17 protein-coding genes and 1 tRNA gene are annotated in these 15356 nt (G+C 48.0%); 9 read left to right on the top strand and 9 right to left on the bottom strand.

What is annotated here, in order from left to right:
* Positions 1-490: 490 nt before the first annotated feature.
* The 4 genes from hslU to Q0140_RS03480 all read right to left on the bottom strand — a co-directional run bounded on the left by hslU (position 491) and on the right by Q0140_RS03480 (position 4187).
* Positions 491-1810 carry an HslU--HslV peptidase ATPase subunit gene (hslU, locus tag Q0140_RS03495; RefSeq protein WP_297961946.1) on the bottom strand — a complete coding sequence of 440 codons (1320 nt, stop codon included), beginning with the start codon at positions 1808-1810 and terminating at the stop codon, positions 491-493.
* Positions 1807-2355, bottom strand: a complete 549-nt coding sequence (gene hslV / locus Q0140_RS03490; RefSeq protein ID WP_297961944.1) for an ATP-dependent protease subunit HslV — start codon at positions 2353-2355, stop codon at positions 1807-1809. The genes hslU and hslV overlap by 4 nt, the downstream gene beginning before the upstream one ends.
* Positions 2348-2791 carry a 50S ribosomal protein L9 gene (rplI, locus tag Q0140_RS03485; RefSeq protein ID WP_295152082.1) on the bottom strand — a complete coding sequence of 148 codons (444 nt, stop codon included), beginning with the start codon at positions 2789-2791 and terminating at the stop codon, positions 2348-2350. The genes hslV and rplI overlap by 8 nt, the downstream gene beginning before the upstream one ends.
* A 172-nt stretch (positions 2792-2963) precedes the next feature.
* Positions 2964-4187, bottom strand: a complete 1224-nt coding sequence (locus Q0140_RS03480; RefSeq protein ID WP_297961941.1) for an argininosuccinate synthase — start codon at positions 4185-4187, stop codon at positions 2964-2966.
* 88 nt (positions 4188-4275) lie between these two features.
* On the opposite strand from Q0140_RS03480, the gene Q0140_RS03475 reads away from it, so the two are divergent.
* From Q0140_RS03475 to Q0140_RS03460, 4 genes are all read left to right on the top strand, one after another.
* Positions 4276-4521 (top strand): S4 domain-containing protein, encoded by a 246-nt coding sequence (locus Q0140_RS03475; RefSeq protein ID WP_297961938.1) that lies wholly within the window; start codon positions 4276-4278, stop codon positions 4519-4521.
* Positions 4505-4912, top strand: a complete 408-nt coding sequence (tsaE, locus tag Q0140_RS03470; protein WP_297961935.1) for a tRNA (adenosine(37)-N6)-threonylcarbamoyltransferase complex ATPase subunit type 1 TsaE — start codon at positions 4505-4507, stop codon at positions 4910-4912. Before Q0140_RS03475 ends, tsaE begins: the two co-directional genes overlap by 17 nt.
* Complete coding sequence (gene lptB, locus Q0140_RS03465) at positions 4905-5627, top strand: LPS export ABC transporter ATP-binding protein (protein ID WP_297961932.1); 723 nt, start codon at positions 4905-4907, stop codon at positions 5625-5627. The genes tsaE and lptB overlap by 8 nt, the downstream gene beginning before the upstream one ends.
* 759 nt (positions 5628-6386) lie before the next feature.
* Positions 6387-7205 (top strand): ATP-binding protein, encoded by an 819-nt coding sequence (locus Q0140_RS03460; protein WP_297961929.1) that lies wholly within the window; start codon positions 6387-6389, stop codon positions 7203-7205.
* Between the two features lie 520 nt (positions 7206-7725).
* Here Q0140_RS03460 and Q0140_RS03455 read toward each other — a convergent pair.
* The 5 genes from Q0140_RS03455 to Q0140_RS03435 form a co-directional block, all read right to left on the bottom strand.
* Positions 7726-8460 (bottom strand): arginyltransferase, encoded by a 735-nt coding sequence (locus Q0140_RS03455; RefSeq protein ID WP_297961926.1) that lies wholly within the window; start codon positions 8458-8460, stop codon positions 7726-7728.
* Positions 8453-8737: a hypothetical protein gene (locus Q0140_RS03450; protein ID WP_297961923.1), complete on the bottom strand. Its 285-nt coding sequence runs from the start codon at positions 8735-8737 to the stop codon at positions 8453-8455. The genes Q0140_RS03455 and Q0140_RS03450 overlap by 8 nt, the downstream gene beginning before the upstream one ends.
* An 8-nt stretch (positions 8738-8745) precedes the next feature.
* Entirely contained in the window at positions 8746-10179 is a 1434-nt protein-coding gene (locus Q0140_RS03445; RefSeq protein WP_297961920.1) for an acetyl-CoA carboxylase subunit A, read from the bottom strand.
* A gap of 115 nt (positions 10180-10294) precedes the next feature.
* A tRNA-Leu gene (locus Q0140_RS03440) sits at positions 10295-10381 on the bottom strand.
* 71 nt (positions 10382-10452) lie between these two features.
* Positions 10453-10749, bottom strand: coding sequence for an HU family DNA-binding protein (locus Q0140_RS03435; protein ID WP_177389243.1), 297 nt, complete (start codon positions 10747-10749; stop codon positions 10453-10455).
* 326 nt (positions 10750-11075) lie between these two features.
* Between Q0140_RS03435 and Q0140_RS03430 the strand changes: the two genes are divergently transcribed.
* The 5 genes from Q0140_RS03430 (at position 11076) to hemL (ending at position 15251) form a co-directional block, all read left to right on the top strand.
* Positions 11076-11753 (top strand): response regulator transcription factor, encoded by a 678-nt coding sequence (locus tag Q0140_RS03430; RefSeq protein ID WP_297882598.1) that lies wholly within the window; start codon positions 11076-11078, stop codon positions 11751-11753.
* A 256-nt stretch (positions 11754-12009) separates the two neighbouring features.
* Positions 12010-12282 carry a hypothetical protein gene (locus Q0140_RS03425; RefSeq protein ID WP_297961917.1) on the top strand — a complete coding sequence of 91 codons (273 nt, stop codon included), beginning with the start codon at positions 12010-12012 and terminating at the stop codon, positions 12280-12282.
* Between the two features lie 16 nt (positions 12283-12298).
* Positions 12299-13540: an ArsS family sensor histidine kinase gene (locus Q0140_RS03420; RefSeq protein ID WP_297961915.1), complete on the top strand. Its 1242-nt coding sequence runs from the start codon at positions 12299-12301 to the stop codon at positions 13538-13540.
* Between the two features lie 50 nt (positions 13541-13590).
* Positions 13591-13983: a cytochrome C oxidase subunit III gene (locus Q0140_RS03415; RefSeq protein ID WP_297961912.1), complete on the top strand. Its 393-nt coding sequence runs from the start codon at positions 13591-13593 to the stop codon at positions 13981-13983.
* Positions 13980-15251, top strand: coding sequence for a glutamate-1-semialdehyde 2,1-aminomutase (hemL, locus tag Q0140_RS03410; RefSeq protein ID WP_297961909.1), 1272 nt, complete (start codon positions 13980-13982; stop codon positions 15249-15251). Before Q0140_RS03415 ends, hemL begins: the two co-directional genes overlap by 4 nt.
* Positions 15252-15356: the final 105 nt, after the last annotated feature.

Genomic DNA, 15356 nt, shown 5'->3' with positions numbered 1-15356 from the left:
TAAATTTATAAAATTTTATTCTGCTCACGGCCGCAACGTTAAGCTCTAGGAAGCAAATTCTAAAATCTCGTTTTGTGCAGGCCGGCTCTTGCACGAGCGGCTGAAATTTGAAATTCCGCCATCATATAAGCGGGTAAAATTTAAAATTTCAAGCCGCGCGGTAGCGATAAATTTTACCCGCCTCGGCGCAAAATTTTATCTATCCCAAATTCTACTAGCCGCAAATTCCGCAACTTCATAAATTGATCGCGAAATTTTAAATTCTATCCCACGACAACATTATATATAGTCGGCACTGCATAGAATTTAGATCGTTCTTGAAATTTTACAGACTTAAAATTTTAAAGCATCGTCAAATTTAAAAAGATAAAATTTCTGCGCATTTTAAAATTTCGCTAAATTTCATACCTAAGATTCTAGCACTTTGTAAATTTAAAAACTGCAAAATTCCGCGACTCTGCAGAATTCTAAGAGCAGCTACCGCGCCGCCTTATAAAATGTATTTCGCTAGATCCTCGTCGCTTGCGATGTCTGCGAGCTTTTCGCTTACGAGCTTTTCATCCACGACGATCTTTTGCCCTTTAAACTTATCCGCTTCGAAGCTGATATCCTCAAGCACCTTTTCCATTATCGTATGTAGCCTTCTAGCGCCGATGTCTTCGACTTTTTCGTTCGTACTCGCCGCAAATTTCGCGATCGCCTTGACCCCGTCCTCGCTAAATTCCAACTCCACGCCCTCGGTCTTTAAAAGCGCCGAGTACTGCTTAAGAAGCGAATTTTTTGGCTTCGTTAAAATTTCACACAGCGCCGCCTCGTCCAAGCTGTCAAGCTCGACGCGAAGCGGGAAGCGCCCCTGAAGTTCGGGTATGAGATCGCTCGGCTTGCTGATATGAAAGGCGCCCGCGGCGATAAAAAGGATGTGATCGGTGTCGATATTGCCGAATTTCGTGCTTACGCTACTGCCCTCCACGATCGGAAGCAGATCGCGCTGCACGCCCTCTTTGCTCGGATCCTGCCTGCCGCTATTTCCGCTTGAGACCGCCACCTTATCGATCTCATCGATAAAGATAATGCCCTCGTTTTGCGCGCGCCTAACGGCTTCGGCCTTGATGCTCTCCATATCGAGGACCTTCTCGCTAGCCTCGCTTTTAAGGGCAACTTTGGCGTCTTTTACCTTCATCTCTTTTTTGCTTTTGCGCGTCGAAATTCCGATTACTTTGATGAAGCTTTCCTGCATATTCGCCATCTCGGGCGGCAAATTTGGATTTGACTCAAGCGCGTTTTCGCTCACTTCAATCTCGATGCTAAGATCATCCAGATCGCCGCGCTCGAGCTTGGTCGCCATCTTTTCGTAGCTCTTTTCGTAATCTGCGACCTTCTCCTCGCTCGCTCCGCGCGGAAGCGGCGGAAGGACTTTTTCTAAAATTTTACGCTTGATGTAATCATCGATCTTGTCTTTGTTTTTTTCAAATTCCTCGCCGCGCACTAAATTTACCGACGCGGCAGCCAGATCGCGCACCATGCTCTCCACGTCGCGCCCCACGAAGCCTACTTCAGTATATTTGCTCGCCTCGACCTTGATAAAAGGAAGCCCGAACATCTTCGAAAGCCTGCGAGCGATCTCGGTCTTGCCCACGCCGGTAGATCCGATCATTAGGATGTTTTTGGGCATCACCTCGTTTTTCATCTCATCTTCAAGCGCCATTCTGCGGTAGCGATTTCGCAAAGCCACCGCTATCGTGCGTTTTGCGCTATTTTGTCCGATTATATATTCGTCTAGTTTCTCTACGATCTGCTTTGGCGTCATCATCTCTTTTCGTCCCAAATTACGTATGTTTTGATGTTTTCATTCGTGTAAATGCAAATCTCGCCCGCGATCTTAAGGCTCTGCTTTACGAGCTCCTCTTCGTCTAGGCTTGCAAATTTATCCAAAGCTCGCGCCGCGCTAAGAGCGTAATTTCCGCCGCTTCCGATCGCTGCGATCTTGCCGTCGTCCGGCTCTACCACATCGCCCGTACCGCTAAGCAGAAAGATATTTTTGCGGTCCAGCACCAGCATCATCGCTTCGAGCTTTCGCAGATACTTATCCTTGCGCCACTGCTTGCTAAATTCTATCACCGCCCTTAAAAGATCGCCCTTTGCGCCATCTAAGCACTTCTCAAACATATCAAAAAGATTAAACGCATCGGCGGTGCTGCCCGCAAAGCCCGCTAGGACGCCCCCATCTTTGCCGATCTTTCGAATTTTAGTCGCGTTGCCCTTTAGGACGGTGTTTCCGAACGTCACCTGCCCGTCACCGCCGATGACAGAGGCCTTCGCGCCTTTGTAGGCTAAAATGGTAGTCGCTTCAAACACTAGCCACCTCTATCTCAAATTTAGCGCTTATACCGTGCTTTAGCTTGGCATTTACGTCGTAGATCCCGGTCGTTTTGATAGCCTCGGTCTCTAAAATTTTCTTATCGATTTCGATCCCCTTTTGCTCTTTTAGCGCGGTTGCGATCTCATCTTTGGTCACCGAGCCGAAAAGCGCGCCGCTCTCGCCCGTCTGCTTTACGATCTTTACGCGGATCTTAGCTAGCTCCTCGGCTAGTTTTTGCAAGCTTGCGACCTCGTATTTTTCTAGCTCGGCTTGCTTTTTCTTATCCGCTTCAAATTTACGCAAAACCTCAGTCGTAGCGGCTTTGGCGTAACCTTTGCCGATTAGGAAGTTGTTGCCGTAGCCGTCCTTGACCTCCTTTACCTCGCCCGCCTTTCCGAGCCCCTTAACGTCTTTGATCAATAATACTTTCATCCATTATCCTTTTAAATTTAGCCTTAAATTTATAAAATTTTATAAGCGGCGCGGACGGATCTAAAATTTCGTGAAATTTTATGAAATTTGCCCGCAGCCGCTCGCGCTTTTCCGATAATTTTAAAATTTCGTTTTGCGAAATTTGCCCGTCCGCCCTGCGGCAAAATTTCAGCTAAAGCTTGCGTCCGTTCTTGCCTGCGATGATAAATCTTAGCGCGCTTAGCTTGATAAATCCGTCGCCGTCTTTTTGATTGAAAACCTTGTCCTCTTCGAACGTCACAAAATCTGTATTAAACAAGCTATCACTCTTGCTCTCCCTGCCCAGCACGGTCACGTTGCCCTTATAAAGCTCTAGCTTAACCTTGCCGTTTACGTGCTCTTGGGATTTATTTATCAGTTCTTGAAGCAGCAAGCGCTCCGGGCTGAACCAAAAGCCGTTGTAGATAAGCTCGGCGTAGCGCGGCATTAGATCGTCTTTTAGATGCGCCGCGCCGCGATCTAGCGTGATACTCTCGATCGCGCGGTGAGCCTTTAGCATGATCGTGCCGCCCGGAGTTTCGTAGCAGCCGCGGCTCTTCATGCCGACGTAGCGATTTTCTACTAGATCGAGCCTGCCGATGCCGTTTTTAGCGCCAAGCTCGTTAAGCGCTGCTAGCATCTCGTGCGGTTTAAGCGTCTTGCCGTTTAGCTTTACGGGATCGCCCTGCTTGTATTCGATCTCGATGATCTCGCTCTTATCTGGCGCATTTTTAGGGCTTACGGTCCATCGCCACATATCCTCCTCAGGCGCATGGGCAGGATCTTCCAGCACCAAGCCCTCGTAGGAGATGTGAAGGATATTCGCATCCATCGAATACGGCGACTTGCCGGGCTTTGAAGCGATATCGATGCCGTTTTTCTTAGCGTAAGCAAGCAGCTTCTCGCGAGAGTTCAGATCCCACAGCCTCCACGGCGCAATCACCTTAATATCGGGATTTAGCGCATATGCGCCAAGCTCGAAGCGAACTTGGTCGTTACCCTTACCGGTCGCACCGTGGCTTATGGCGTCCGCACCGGTTTTTTTAGCAATTTCAACTAGCTTTTTAGCGATCAACGGGCGCGCGATCGATGTGCCTAAAAGATACTCGCCCTCATAAACTGCGTTTGCGCGAAACATCGGAAATACGTAATCGCGCACAAATTCCTCGCGCAGATCCTCTACGAAGATATTTTCCTTTTTGATGCCCAGTTTCACAGCTTTGTTTTTGATCGGCTCCAAATCCTCGTTCTGGCCGATATCTGCGGTGAAAGTCACCACATCGCAGCCGTAAGTATCGCCGAGCCACTTTAAAATAATGCTAGTATCAAGTCCTCCAGAATACGCCAAAACGACCTTTTTTACATCTTTTTTTGCCATCTCAAATCCTTTACGTAAAATTTGGCGAAATTCTACCAAAAATAGTTTAATAGTTGCTTTTAAGGCAAATATCGCTAAACTCACGCCTATGAGAATCGATAAATTTTTAAACGCAGTAAATATCACTAAGCGGCGCGCCATCAGCGAAGATATGTGCAAAAGCGGCGTCGTAGCCGTAAACGGCGTCGTAGCAAAGCCCGCCAAAGAGCTTAAAATCGGCGACATAATCACGATAAGCTTTTTGGATAGAAAACAAAGCTTTAAAGTCCTAGCCTTTCCTAGCGCGAAAAATACGCCCAAAAGCGAGCAAGCAAAGTATGCCCAAGAGCTTTGAACTCGTCTGCGGCGAGGATGAAATTTCACGCCTCGTGCAAGCTCTGCCAAAAAGCGGCATAATCTTGCTAATAGGCGATCTTGCCAGCGGCAAAACGACGCTTGCGCGCGCGATCGTGCGGGCTCACGGGTTAGACGAGCACGTGAGCTCGCCTACATTTTCGATCATGCAAAACTACGGACAAATTTATCATTACGACATCTACAACGGCGGCTGCGAGGGGATTTTAAAAAACGGACTATTTGAAAATTTATTTGAAGAGGGGCTTCATCTGATCGAATGGGCGGATGAAAATTTGATAAATTTACTTAAAAAATATGAGCTTGATTTTTGCGTAGTGAGGATCACGCCGCACGCGCAAGGGCGAAAATACGAGGTAAGCTATGCATAAACTGGAAGTCAGGGGTCTTAAAAAAACCATAAAAGGCACGCCGATCATTAAGGGCATCTCGCTGGAGCTTTACAACGGCGAGATTGTGGGGCTGCTAGGACCCAACGGAGCGGGCAAAACCACGACGTTTTATATGATCTGCGGGCTGATAAGCGCTAGCGGCGGCGATATATTGCTTGATGAGTGCAGCATCGCAAAGGTTCCGCTTCACAAGCGCGCCAAGCTCGGCATAGGCTACCTACCGCAGGAAAGTAGCGTTTTTAAGGAGCTTAGCGTAGAGGAAAATTTAATGCTCGCCGCGGAGATCACCTACAAAAACAAGGCTGAAGCCTCGCAAAAAGTCGATGAGATGCTAAATCTACTCAATATCGAGCCGATCCGCCAACGCAAAGGCGTAAGCCTAAGCGGCGGCGAGCGCAGACGCTGCGAGATCGCGCGAAGCCTGATGATAACGCCGAAATTTCTGCTTTTGGACGAGCCGTTTGCAGGCGTCGATCCGATCGCCGTTAACGACATCCAAAGCATCGTGCGCGATTTAAGCGATCTTGGCATCGGAGTGCTCATAACCGATCACAATGTCCGCGAAACGCTTGCGATCTGCGACCGCGCCTACGTCATCAAAGACGGCGAGCTGTTCGCCGGCGGCACCGCAAAAGAGATAGCTAGCGATCCGAATGTGCGCAAATTCTACCTCGGCGAGGATTTTAGCATCTAAGTCAGCCAGAGCGCTTTAGATTTTCACTTCCCGCTTCGGCGCGCGCGTTAAATTCTATAATTTAAGTTTTGCGATTTAAAATTCAAGCAAACGGTTGCGATTAGTCCGTGCACTTGAATTTCGTGTATTAAATTTTTGAAAAGTACCTAGGTTCGTTTTAAAATTTTTAAATTTCAAAGGGCGTTTTGTGCACTGCAAATTTTAAATAATTTTTGCGGCAGGTTCTCTTTTCGCGACCGCAATTTACACCCGTGGTACATAAAATTTAAATCGCATTTTAATCACACTTTGTTTAAATTAAATCAAATTTTAAAGCGGAGGCGTCTTTAAACGTAACGCTTTCATCTGCGAATCAAAATCACGCCCACAATTTGCAAAAGAATATCCGCTCGTAGAATTAAAATTTTAAAGAAACTGCCTAAATAAATTACGTATGCGAAACTTACGGTCCGCGCGATGTGGCTAAATTTTACAGCGTAATTCCACGAGTGGCGGCGTAAACCAAAGCGTACAAAACCTACTCACTTTGGCTTCGACGCATCAAATTAAAAACGACGCGCGAAGCAAGGCCTTCCGACCCGCTAGAATTTTGCCGATTAAGCCGCTTTGTTTAATTAAAATTGCGCTTTTATTTGCTCTGCGGGTTTAAATTTCGCTCATATTAAAGCTCGCTGCGAATTTTAAAATTTTAACCCAGCACTCGTCGCTTCCCTTAAAATTTTAAAATTCTTAAAATTTTGGCGAGATCAAGGAGAGATTATGAAAAAAGTTCTACTTTCGTGCGCCTTGGCGGGCGCGCTTTTCGGCTTGGAGCTCGATGGATTCAGTGCGCCCGAGGGCTCGCTCATTACTGAGGACGCTTTTTACATCGCAAATCGCGGCAAAAACGAAGATTCGCTAGGCAGGAGCGGCTTTATAAGCAGGATCGTAAAAAATTCCAATGTCGTTGAGACAAATTTTATAGACGATCTGGTAAATCCCGGCGGGATGGCGCAGATCGGCGACGTGCTATACGTATGCGATCTGGACGCGATCAGAGGCTTTAGCAAAGGTCAGGAGGTTTTCAATCTAAAAATCGAGGGAGCGCAGGCTTTAAACGACATCGTAGCGCTCGGCAGCGAGGTTTTGCTCGCAAGCGATAATGCGCGCAGCGTGATTTACAGCATAAATTTAAACGCAAAAAGCTACGATGAGTTCGCACGCATCGACCCATCGCTCGGCAATGCGGGCGCGCTTTTGCTCAAAGGCGACAAGCTTCTGATCACTACCTTCGATCTTAGCGGAAAGGTCCCGGGGCGCGTGCTAAGCATGGATCTGAAATCTCGCGAAATTTCGATCTTTGCCGATATGAAGGGGGTTTTCTACGGCATAGCGCGCGGAAAAAACGGCGAAATTTTAGTTAGCGACTGGGGTGAGGACCTTTTAAGCGGTAAAATTTGGCGTATCGATGCAAACGGACAGATACGCAAAATAAACCTCGGCGCGATGCAAAGGCCCGCGGACATCTCAAGCGACGGCAAGGTTTTATTGATCCCAAAATCGCTGGAAAACAAAGTCGAACTGATAAATTTACCCTGAATCAGCCGCTTTCTTTTCGCTCCGCCGCTTACGCGGCGGTGTCTGCTAAAGAACCGAAGCTAGTTGCTGCAGCGCCGAAACTAATCGCCCTTTTTCGCGCGCACTCAAGAGCCAAGTACGCCCAAAAGTCGCGTGTGTCGTCTTGCAATATGCAAATGCCGAGCCTGCCGTAAAATTTGCAAATCCATCTGCCCTCATTTTAAATTCCATCGCCTTAAATTTCCTCGCCGCGGATATTTTCGCAGGCCGAGCGGTGCTAAATTTCAGCGCAAAATTTAACGCCTGCCGTGACTCAAAAGCCTTGAAGACTCATAGCGCGCGAAATTTCAGCGCGAGATTTGACGCCGAGGCGCTTTTAACATACCGCGTCTTATCTGCGCGCGAGCGAATTTTGCGCGGCGGCATGACCTCTACCGCACGCCGTATTTATAGACTGCGGGGGCGAGCGGAGCTTATCCTTCCACGTACCGCACAGCGCGTATGTCTGTCTAGGCTGCTCGGGGTACCCGCGCGCAGAACCTTATCTCTGTACGCGCCTCTCCCACACAGCGGGGACGTCTAGCTCTGTGTATGAGTTTAAAATTTCATACGGCTCGTAGCTAAATTTATACGCCAGGCTCGGGCACTGCTTCACCGCGTAGCCCAAATATATCCAGCGCAGCCCCAGATCTTGGGCGAACTCGATCTGTTTTAAAAGCGAAAATTTACCCAGACTTAGATGCGGCAGATACGGATCGTAGTAGCAATACACCGAGCTAATGCCGTCATCCACGATATCGATGAGATCGACGCAGATAAGCCGTCCGTCCTCGCCGTAGTAAGAGATTTCTTTGCCGAAGTCGCCGTGGCCCTGGACGTAAATTTCATCATATCGCTCAAAATCGATCTCTTGCAGAGGCCAGCCCTTTTTTAGATGCATGTAGTCGTGATAGAGCGCGAAAAGCTCCAAACGCGCATCGTTTAAAAGCGGGCGAGATTGCCATACATAGGCGGTCGTGCGATTATTTTTATAGACGCGACGGTGCGATCTGCTAAACTTAAAATTTGCGGCATCGACGCGTAGACTTTTGCACTCCGCACATCCCGCACAAATGGGCTTTTGAAAATACCTGCCGAAGCGGCGATAGCCGTGTTGCACTAAGCTTGAATTATACTCGAAGTCGCAGTCTTTTATGTAGAGATACTCGCTGCGCGCGGCTCTGCCGTCCAGATAAGGACAAGAAAAATCCAGCGTACAAAATGGAATTTCAGTCATTCAGCTTTTTGATATTTGCCGCGTCCACGTATTTTAAAAACTCGTCTTTGAGGCGCTTTTCGCGTGCGGCGATGCTCTCTTTGGCTACGTCAAACTCTTCCGTCGCGACGCCGTCTAAGCCGCTTTCGCTTTGCAAGCTTGAATCATCATCTCTGAAAATATCTTTAAACTCGTCGCGATTTGAATTCGGTTTTTTGGGCTTTTTGGGCGCGGAGCTTGCCGCCTTGTCCTTAAGCATATCCTTTTTTATATCTTTTAGGCTATCTAAAAAATCCATGCTCTTTCCTAAATCCGCGCCGATTTGCGCATCGCAGCAGCGATAGCGGCGATCGCTTCGTTTTTATTCGGCTGCATATCGTCGATGGTGTTTTCTAAAATTTTGTCTAAATTTTTCTCTACATAGCTTGTATCGAAAAAGCCGAGTCGAAACTCACGCGACTTGCTGATGCTGAGCAAAAACGGAATGATCGTACGCACTCCCTCGATGCGAAACTCCTTCAGCGCGCGCTCTAGCTTATTGACGGCCAGGTCGTAGTCGGTGGTTTTGATGATTAGCTTGGCTAGAAGCGAGTCGTAAAACGGCGGAATTTTATAGCCCTTGTAGATATGGCTATCGACGCGCACGGAGGGACCTAGCGCGGGATAATAATCGCTAACGGTGCCGGGAACGGGGGTGAAATTTTTCCAGACGTTTTCGGAGGTGATTCTAGCCTCGATCGCGTAGCCGTGCGGCTTAATATCGCTTTGCTCAAGCTCTAAAATTTCGCCGTTTGCGATGCGGATCTGGCGTACGACAAGATCGACGCCCGTAACTTCCTCGGTAATGCCGTGCTCGACCTGGATGCGGGTATTCATCTCCATAAAATAGAAGTTGTTGTAATCATCAAGTAGAAATTCTACCGTGCCGACGTTGGTATAATTCACCGCCTTCGCCGCGGCTACCGCAGTCGTACCCATCGTCTTACGTAGATGCTCGCTTATCGAGGGACACGGCGCAATCTCGATAATCTTTTGGTGGCGGCGCTGGATCGAGCAATCGCGCTCGCAGAGGTGAATGATGTTGCCGTAATTGTCGCCGATGATCTGAAACTCGATATGGCGCGGCTTGACGACGAGTTTTTCCATAAAAATTTCATCGTTGTTAAAAAATGTTTTCGCCTCCCTCGTGCACGAGTCGTAGGCGCTCTGCATATCTTTTTCGTCCCACACCTCGCGGATACCGCGTCCGCCGCCGCCGCCGCTAGCCTTTAAAATCACAGGATAGCCGATCTCGCGCGCATATTTTTTGATCGTATCCATGCTCTCGTGATTGAGCTTTTCAGTACCTGGTACGATCGGGATACCGTTTTTGCGCATCAAATAGCGAGCGATGTTTTTGTTGCCCATTTTGCGGATAACGTCGGGCTTTGGACCGATAAAGATAATGCCCGCGTCCTCGACCTCTCTTGCAAAGTCAAAATTCTCGCTCAAAAAGCCGTATCCAGGATGTATCGCATCAGCGCCACACTCCTTGGCGACTTCGACGATCTTTTTGGCGTCCAGATAGCCTTTTAGCGCGTCCGCGCTTACTTCGTAGGCCTCATCGGCGATTTTTACGTGCAAGCAATCGATATCGGGTTTGGTGTAGATCGCGACGCTTTTAATATGCAGATCTCTGCAAGCTCTAATGATGCGAACCGCGATCTCGCCGCGATTAGCGATAAGAATTTTACGTATCATAAATAATTGCCTCTTTTAAAGAAATACCGCGGTAATAATAGTATAAAAAATTTTATAGCAAGTTGAAATTCATAAAAGGCGGTTGAAATTCCGGACAAAATTTAAAGAAGATTTATGGTGCCCGAGGTCGGAATCGAACCGACACGAGGTCGCCCTCGCCAGATTTTGAGTCTGGTGCGTCTACCAATTTCACCACTCGGGCATTTTAAAAAAGTTTTGATTGTATAAATTTAAAAAAGATAAGCCCCGAAGACGGGGCTTGGAGCAAGAAAATTATTTTTTCTTCTTGCCTTTTGCAGCTGCAACAGCCTCTTTTAGCTGTTTGCCAACTTTAAATTTTACTACTTTAGTAGCAGGAGATTTGTAAGTTCTGTTTGTGCCAGGAACTTTACCCTCGCGAGCTGCACGCTCTGCAATACCGAAAGATCCGAAGCCAATGAAGCTTATGTCATCACCTTTTACCAAAAGCTCTTTGATAGCCTCAAGTGCAGAATCTACTACCTTAACGGTATCTTTTTTAGAAAGACCTGCCTTCTCGGCAACTACTTGGATAAAATCAGCTTTTTTCATGCTAATCCTTTAAAATAAAGTGGTTTGGGCGGTATTCTACAATAGTTTCGCAAAAAATACAATAGTTTTTTAAGAAAAAAACGCAAAAATCGGCAAAATTTAGCCGAATTTAGCCCAAATTCGTCAATTTTTCAGATTTTGCTTCTTTAAATTTTAAAATCTCGCCATATTTTTGGGGCTGATTTTTGAAATTTCGCCCGGTTTCGAAAAATTTCAAAATTTTACCCCTCCGCGCTTCATTTTTATAAAATTTCGCCCAAATTTGCCGCTTTAAAATATATAAACTATATTTTGTTATAATCCGCGCAAAATTTCAAAGGTTTTTTATGACTAAAATTTTAATGATAGAGGACGATTTAGAACTCGCCGAAATTTTAAGCGAATATCTGCAACAATACGATATTGATATCACCGTTGCGGACGATCCGTTTTTGGGGCTTTCCAAGCTAAATTTAGAAAATTTCAACCTCGTGATTTTAGACCTCACACTTCCTGGGATGGACGGACTTGAGGTCTGCAAAGAGATCCGCAAAAATACCGATATACCGATCATAATCTCAAGCGCTCGCCACGATCTGACCGATAAGATCAACGCTTTTGATTTCGGCGCGGACGATTATCTGCCAAAGCCCTATAATCCGCAAGAGCTTTTGGCGCGCATCAAACGCCACATCGAGCGCTACGACATAAACTCGCTTCAGCGCGCCGCCAAGCCCAAAAAAGACCTCGAAGTGGACGATTTCCGCCACGTCATCAGCTTCAAAGGACAGCCTCTGTCGCTCACCATCGCCGAATACGACGTGCTTTCGTATCTCATCAAAAAGGAAGGCGGCGCGATCACCCGCGAGGAGCTCATCTACAACTGCAGCTCCATAAGCGAGGAATCCTCGAGCAAAAGCATCGACGTCATTATCGGCCGCATCCGCCTAAAACTCGGCGAAACGTCCAAGGCGCCCAGCTACATCCATGCCATCCGCGGCGTAGGCTATAAGCTGATACAATGAGCAAGCTTGCGCTGGGCTGGCGGCGCGATGAAATTTAAATGCCCGTAGTTTTAAAGCTTTAAATTTAATCGGTCTTGGTGCGGCGAAATTTAAGGCGCAAGTGCAAAATCCGCGCGGTTTTGCCGTTCAAATTTAAGTCGCCGTATCTGAAGCGTTAAAATTTTACGATAAAATTTTATAGTTATATTTAGCACGCGATTAGATGCGCACGGAATTTTATTGTTATAAATTTCGGCAAAATTCGGCGCTGTAGACGATGACGAGCCGTAAAAAACAGAGCCGAGGGCAGCGAAAAGGCAAAATTTTAAAATTTAAAGTAACAGAACTGCTAAAATTTAAAAGCGCTCTGCTTTGCGATGAAATTTTAAAATTTACGCGCTGTGCCTTTAAGACGCGTTGCAAATTTAAAGCTGGGCACGCCGGTCCGCGCGCCAAAGCAAAGCAAGCCCGCGCTTCAAAGCAAAGCAAGCCCGCGCTTCAAAGCAAAGCAAGCCCGCAGCTTCAAAGCTTTGAAATTTTAAAAATTTAAGGATCATATAAATTTAATGAAAGTAAGATCGTCGATTTTTTACACCATCACGTTCATCTTCGCGCTCGCTGCTGTGGGCGTTTCGCTCGCCCTACTCTGGCTCATCGGCTACGATCAGCAAAACTACACCCGCGAGCTAAACTCCAAATACTCCATCGTCGCGCGCGCGAACCTCTATGAGATGAGCAAGCTCATCAGCGAAGCCGAATATGACCGTCAGGTCGCAAATTTCGAGTTTTCGACCATCCGAGATGAAGCTAAGCGCGATGAGATCATCAAAGGCGCCGAAATTTTAGATAGCATCTCCGCAGACATCGGCTCTGCTGATATCCTGCTTTTTAAACGTAAGCACTATCTAAAAATCACTCACGCTGGCGAGACGCGGCTTTTAAACGACAAGGAGTATCAGCCTTACCGCTACGATATTTTCAAAGCGATCTACGGCGTCATTTTGGTGATTATCCTGCTTGCGTATATCTTCATCATCCGCAAAATTCGCCCCCTTCGCAAGCTCAAACGCCAGATCGATAAATTTGCTAAAGGCGATCTTCAGATCAAGGACGTAAGCGTAGGAAACGACGAAATTTCCGAGGTTTCGCACGCATTTTACGAAGCGGTCACGCAGATAAATAAGCTTAACGAATCGCGCCATCTGTTTTTGCGAAACATAATGCACGAGCTCAAAACTCCCATCACAAAGGGTCGCATCGCCGTCGAGATGATTGAGCGCGGTAAAAATCAGGAGCGCCTCATCTCGGTCTTTGAGCGGCTAGAGAGCCTAATCAACGAATTTGCGGCGGTCGAGCGCGCGACTGCGGGCACGGCGCTAGGCGAATGCGGAATTTTTTCAATGGATGAAATTTTAAAAGAGGCGCTCGGCATCGCGATGATCGAGCCCGGCTGCGTCACGCTGCAAAATCCGCTAGGCCTGAGCTTAAACGTCGATCTGAAGCTCTTTTGCGTCGCGGTGAAAAATTTAATCGACAACGCCGTCAAATACGCCTCAGACGGTAAAATTTTAATCCGCCTAAATGCCGAGGCGATGGACTTCATAACACTCGGCGAGCCACTACAGAAGGACTTTAGCTACTACAAAGAAGCCTTCGTCAAGGGCACGAACGCCAAGCAAAGCTTCGGTCTCGGGCTTTACATCGTCGATAATATCGCCAAGGCGCACGGGCTAAAATTCCTCTACCGCAGGGAGGATGAGCTAAACGTCTTTTATTTCGAGGGGATAGAGAAGATAGCTGCGTTATGAAATTTAAGCACATTTTTTATATTATTGCGCCAAAAATTCGAAAAGAGAAGATGCGAAATTTCATATTTTTAGCGCTATTTTTAAACGCGGCCATATTTTTTCTACCTCGCGGCGCACAAGCCGAGAGCTTTATCACCGATGAGGAGTACGGCGCGATGCTGTATAAAAACCCCCGCGGCATCGGCTGCAACAAGTGCCACGGCGAGAGGGGCGAGGGCTCGCTGATCGCGACGTATAAAGAATTTAACCGCACCTCGGGCGCCTACTATGAGCGCGCCCTAAACGCACCGCCGATCAACAATCTCTCGCTTCAGGAGCTCGCCGACGGGATCAGCAGCTCGCGCGACGTGATGCCTAGCTACTTCCTGACGCAAAACGAGATCATCATCATCTACAAATATATAAAATCGATAAATCAACCCAAAAAGAAGGAGAAAAAATGAATAATCACGATGAATTTTTAGCAGCACAAAAACTTATCCCAGGAGGCGTCGATTCGCCGGTGCGAGCATTCGGTAACGTCGGCAGCGAGCCTTTTATGGTGGATCGCGGCGAGGGCTCGTACATCTACGACGTCGAGGGCAAAAAATATCTCGACTTCGTGCAGAGCTGGGGGCCGCTCATCTTCGGTCACGCAGATGCCGACATTGAGCGCGCCGTCGTGCAGACCGCCAAAAAAGGGCTAAGCTTCGGCGCATCCAGCCCGCTTGAGACGCAGCTTGCCTCGCTCGTGCTAAAAAATTTCGATTTCCTAGATAAGATCCGCTTTACCAGCAGCGGCACGGAAGCCACGATGAGCGCGATCCGTCTTGCGCGCGCCTTTAGCGGACGGGATAAAATTTTAAAATTTGAGGGCTGCTATCACGGCCACAGCGACAGCCTGCTCGTCAAAGCAGGCAGCGGCGCAAGCACCTTCGGTAACGCAAGCAGCGCGGGCGTACCGGAGGATATCGCAAAAAATACCTACCTAGCCAGATACAACGACATACAAAGCGTTAAAGACGTCCTAGCGCAAAACGACATCGGCACTATCATCATCGAGCCGATCGCGGGGAATATGGGCCTAGTACCCGCTGATCCAGAATTTTTAACCGAGCTTCGCGCGCTGTGCGACGAGAAAAAGATCGTGCTGATAATCGACGAGGTAATGAGCGGCTTTCGCGCGAGCGAGCTAGGCAGCTACGGCATCTACGGCGTCCGCGGCGATCTGGTAACCTTCGGCAAGGTCATCGGCGGCGGTATGAGCGTGGCGGCGTTTGCGGGTAAGCGCGAAATCATGGATATGATAAGCCCGCTAGGAGCGGTGTATCAAGCGGGCACGCTAAGCGGAAACCCCGTCGCAATGGCCGCGGGCATCGCCAGTCTAAGTAAAATTTACGCTAGCAGCGGCCTTTACGAAAGGCTTGGTGAGCTTGCCCGCAGGCTTACGGACGGGCTTTGCGCCATAGCACAGCGCCGCGGTATCGCACTGCAAACCGCCTGCGTAGGCTCGATGTTCGGCTACTTTTTCGCAGACGAAGAGGTGCGCGACTACGACGGCGCCTTGCGGGCAGACACGGCGCGCTTTGCGAAATTTCACGGCGAGATGATTAAGCACGGCGTATTTTTGGCGCCTAGTCAGTTTGAGACGGGCTTTATCTGCACCACGATGGACGAAGCGCAGATCGACTTTGCGCTAAACGCCGCGGACGAAGCGATGGCGGCGCTTTGAGGGCTGCATTTTAAAATTTTACGGATTTTAGATGAGAGTAACGAAAAATTTAAACAAAATCGTAAAGGGCGCCTGCGACATCAGCCTAGGCATCTCAATCGTCGT

It is taken from the genome of uncultured Campylobacter sp., from assembly GCF_938045405.1.
GTDB lineage: Bacteria > Campylobacterota > Campylobacteria > Campylobacterales > Campylobacteraceae > Campylobacter_B.
This window is presented reverse-complemented; position numbering and strand designations above follow the sequence as displayed.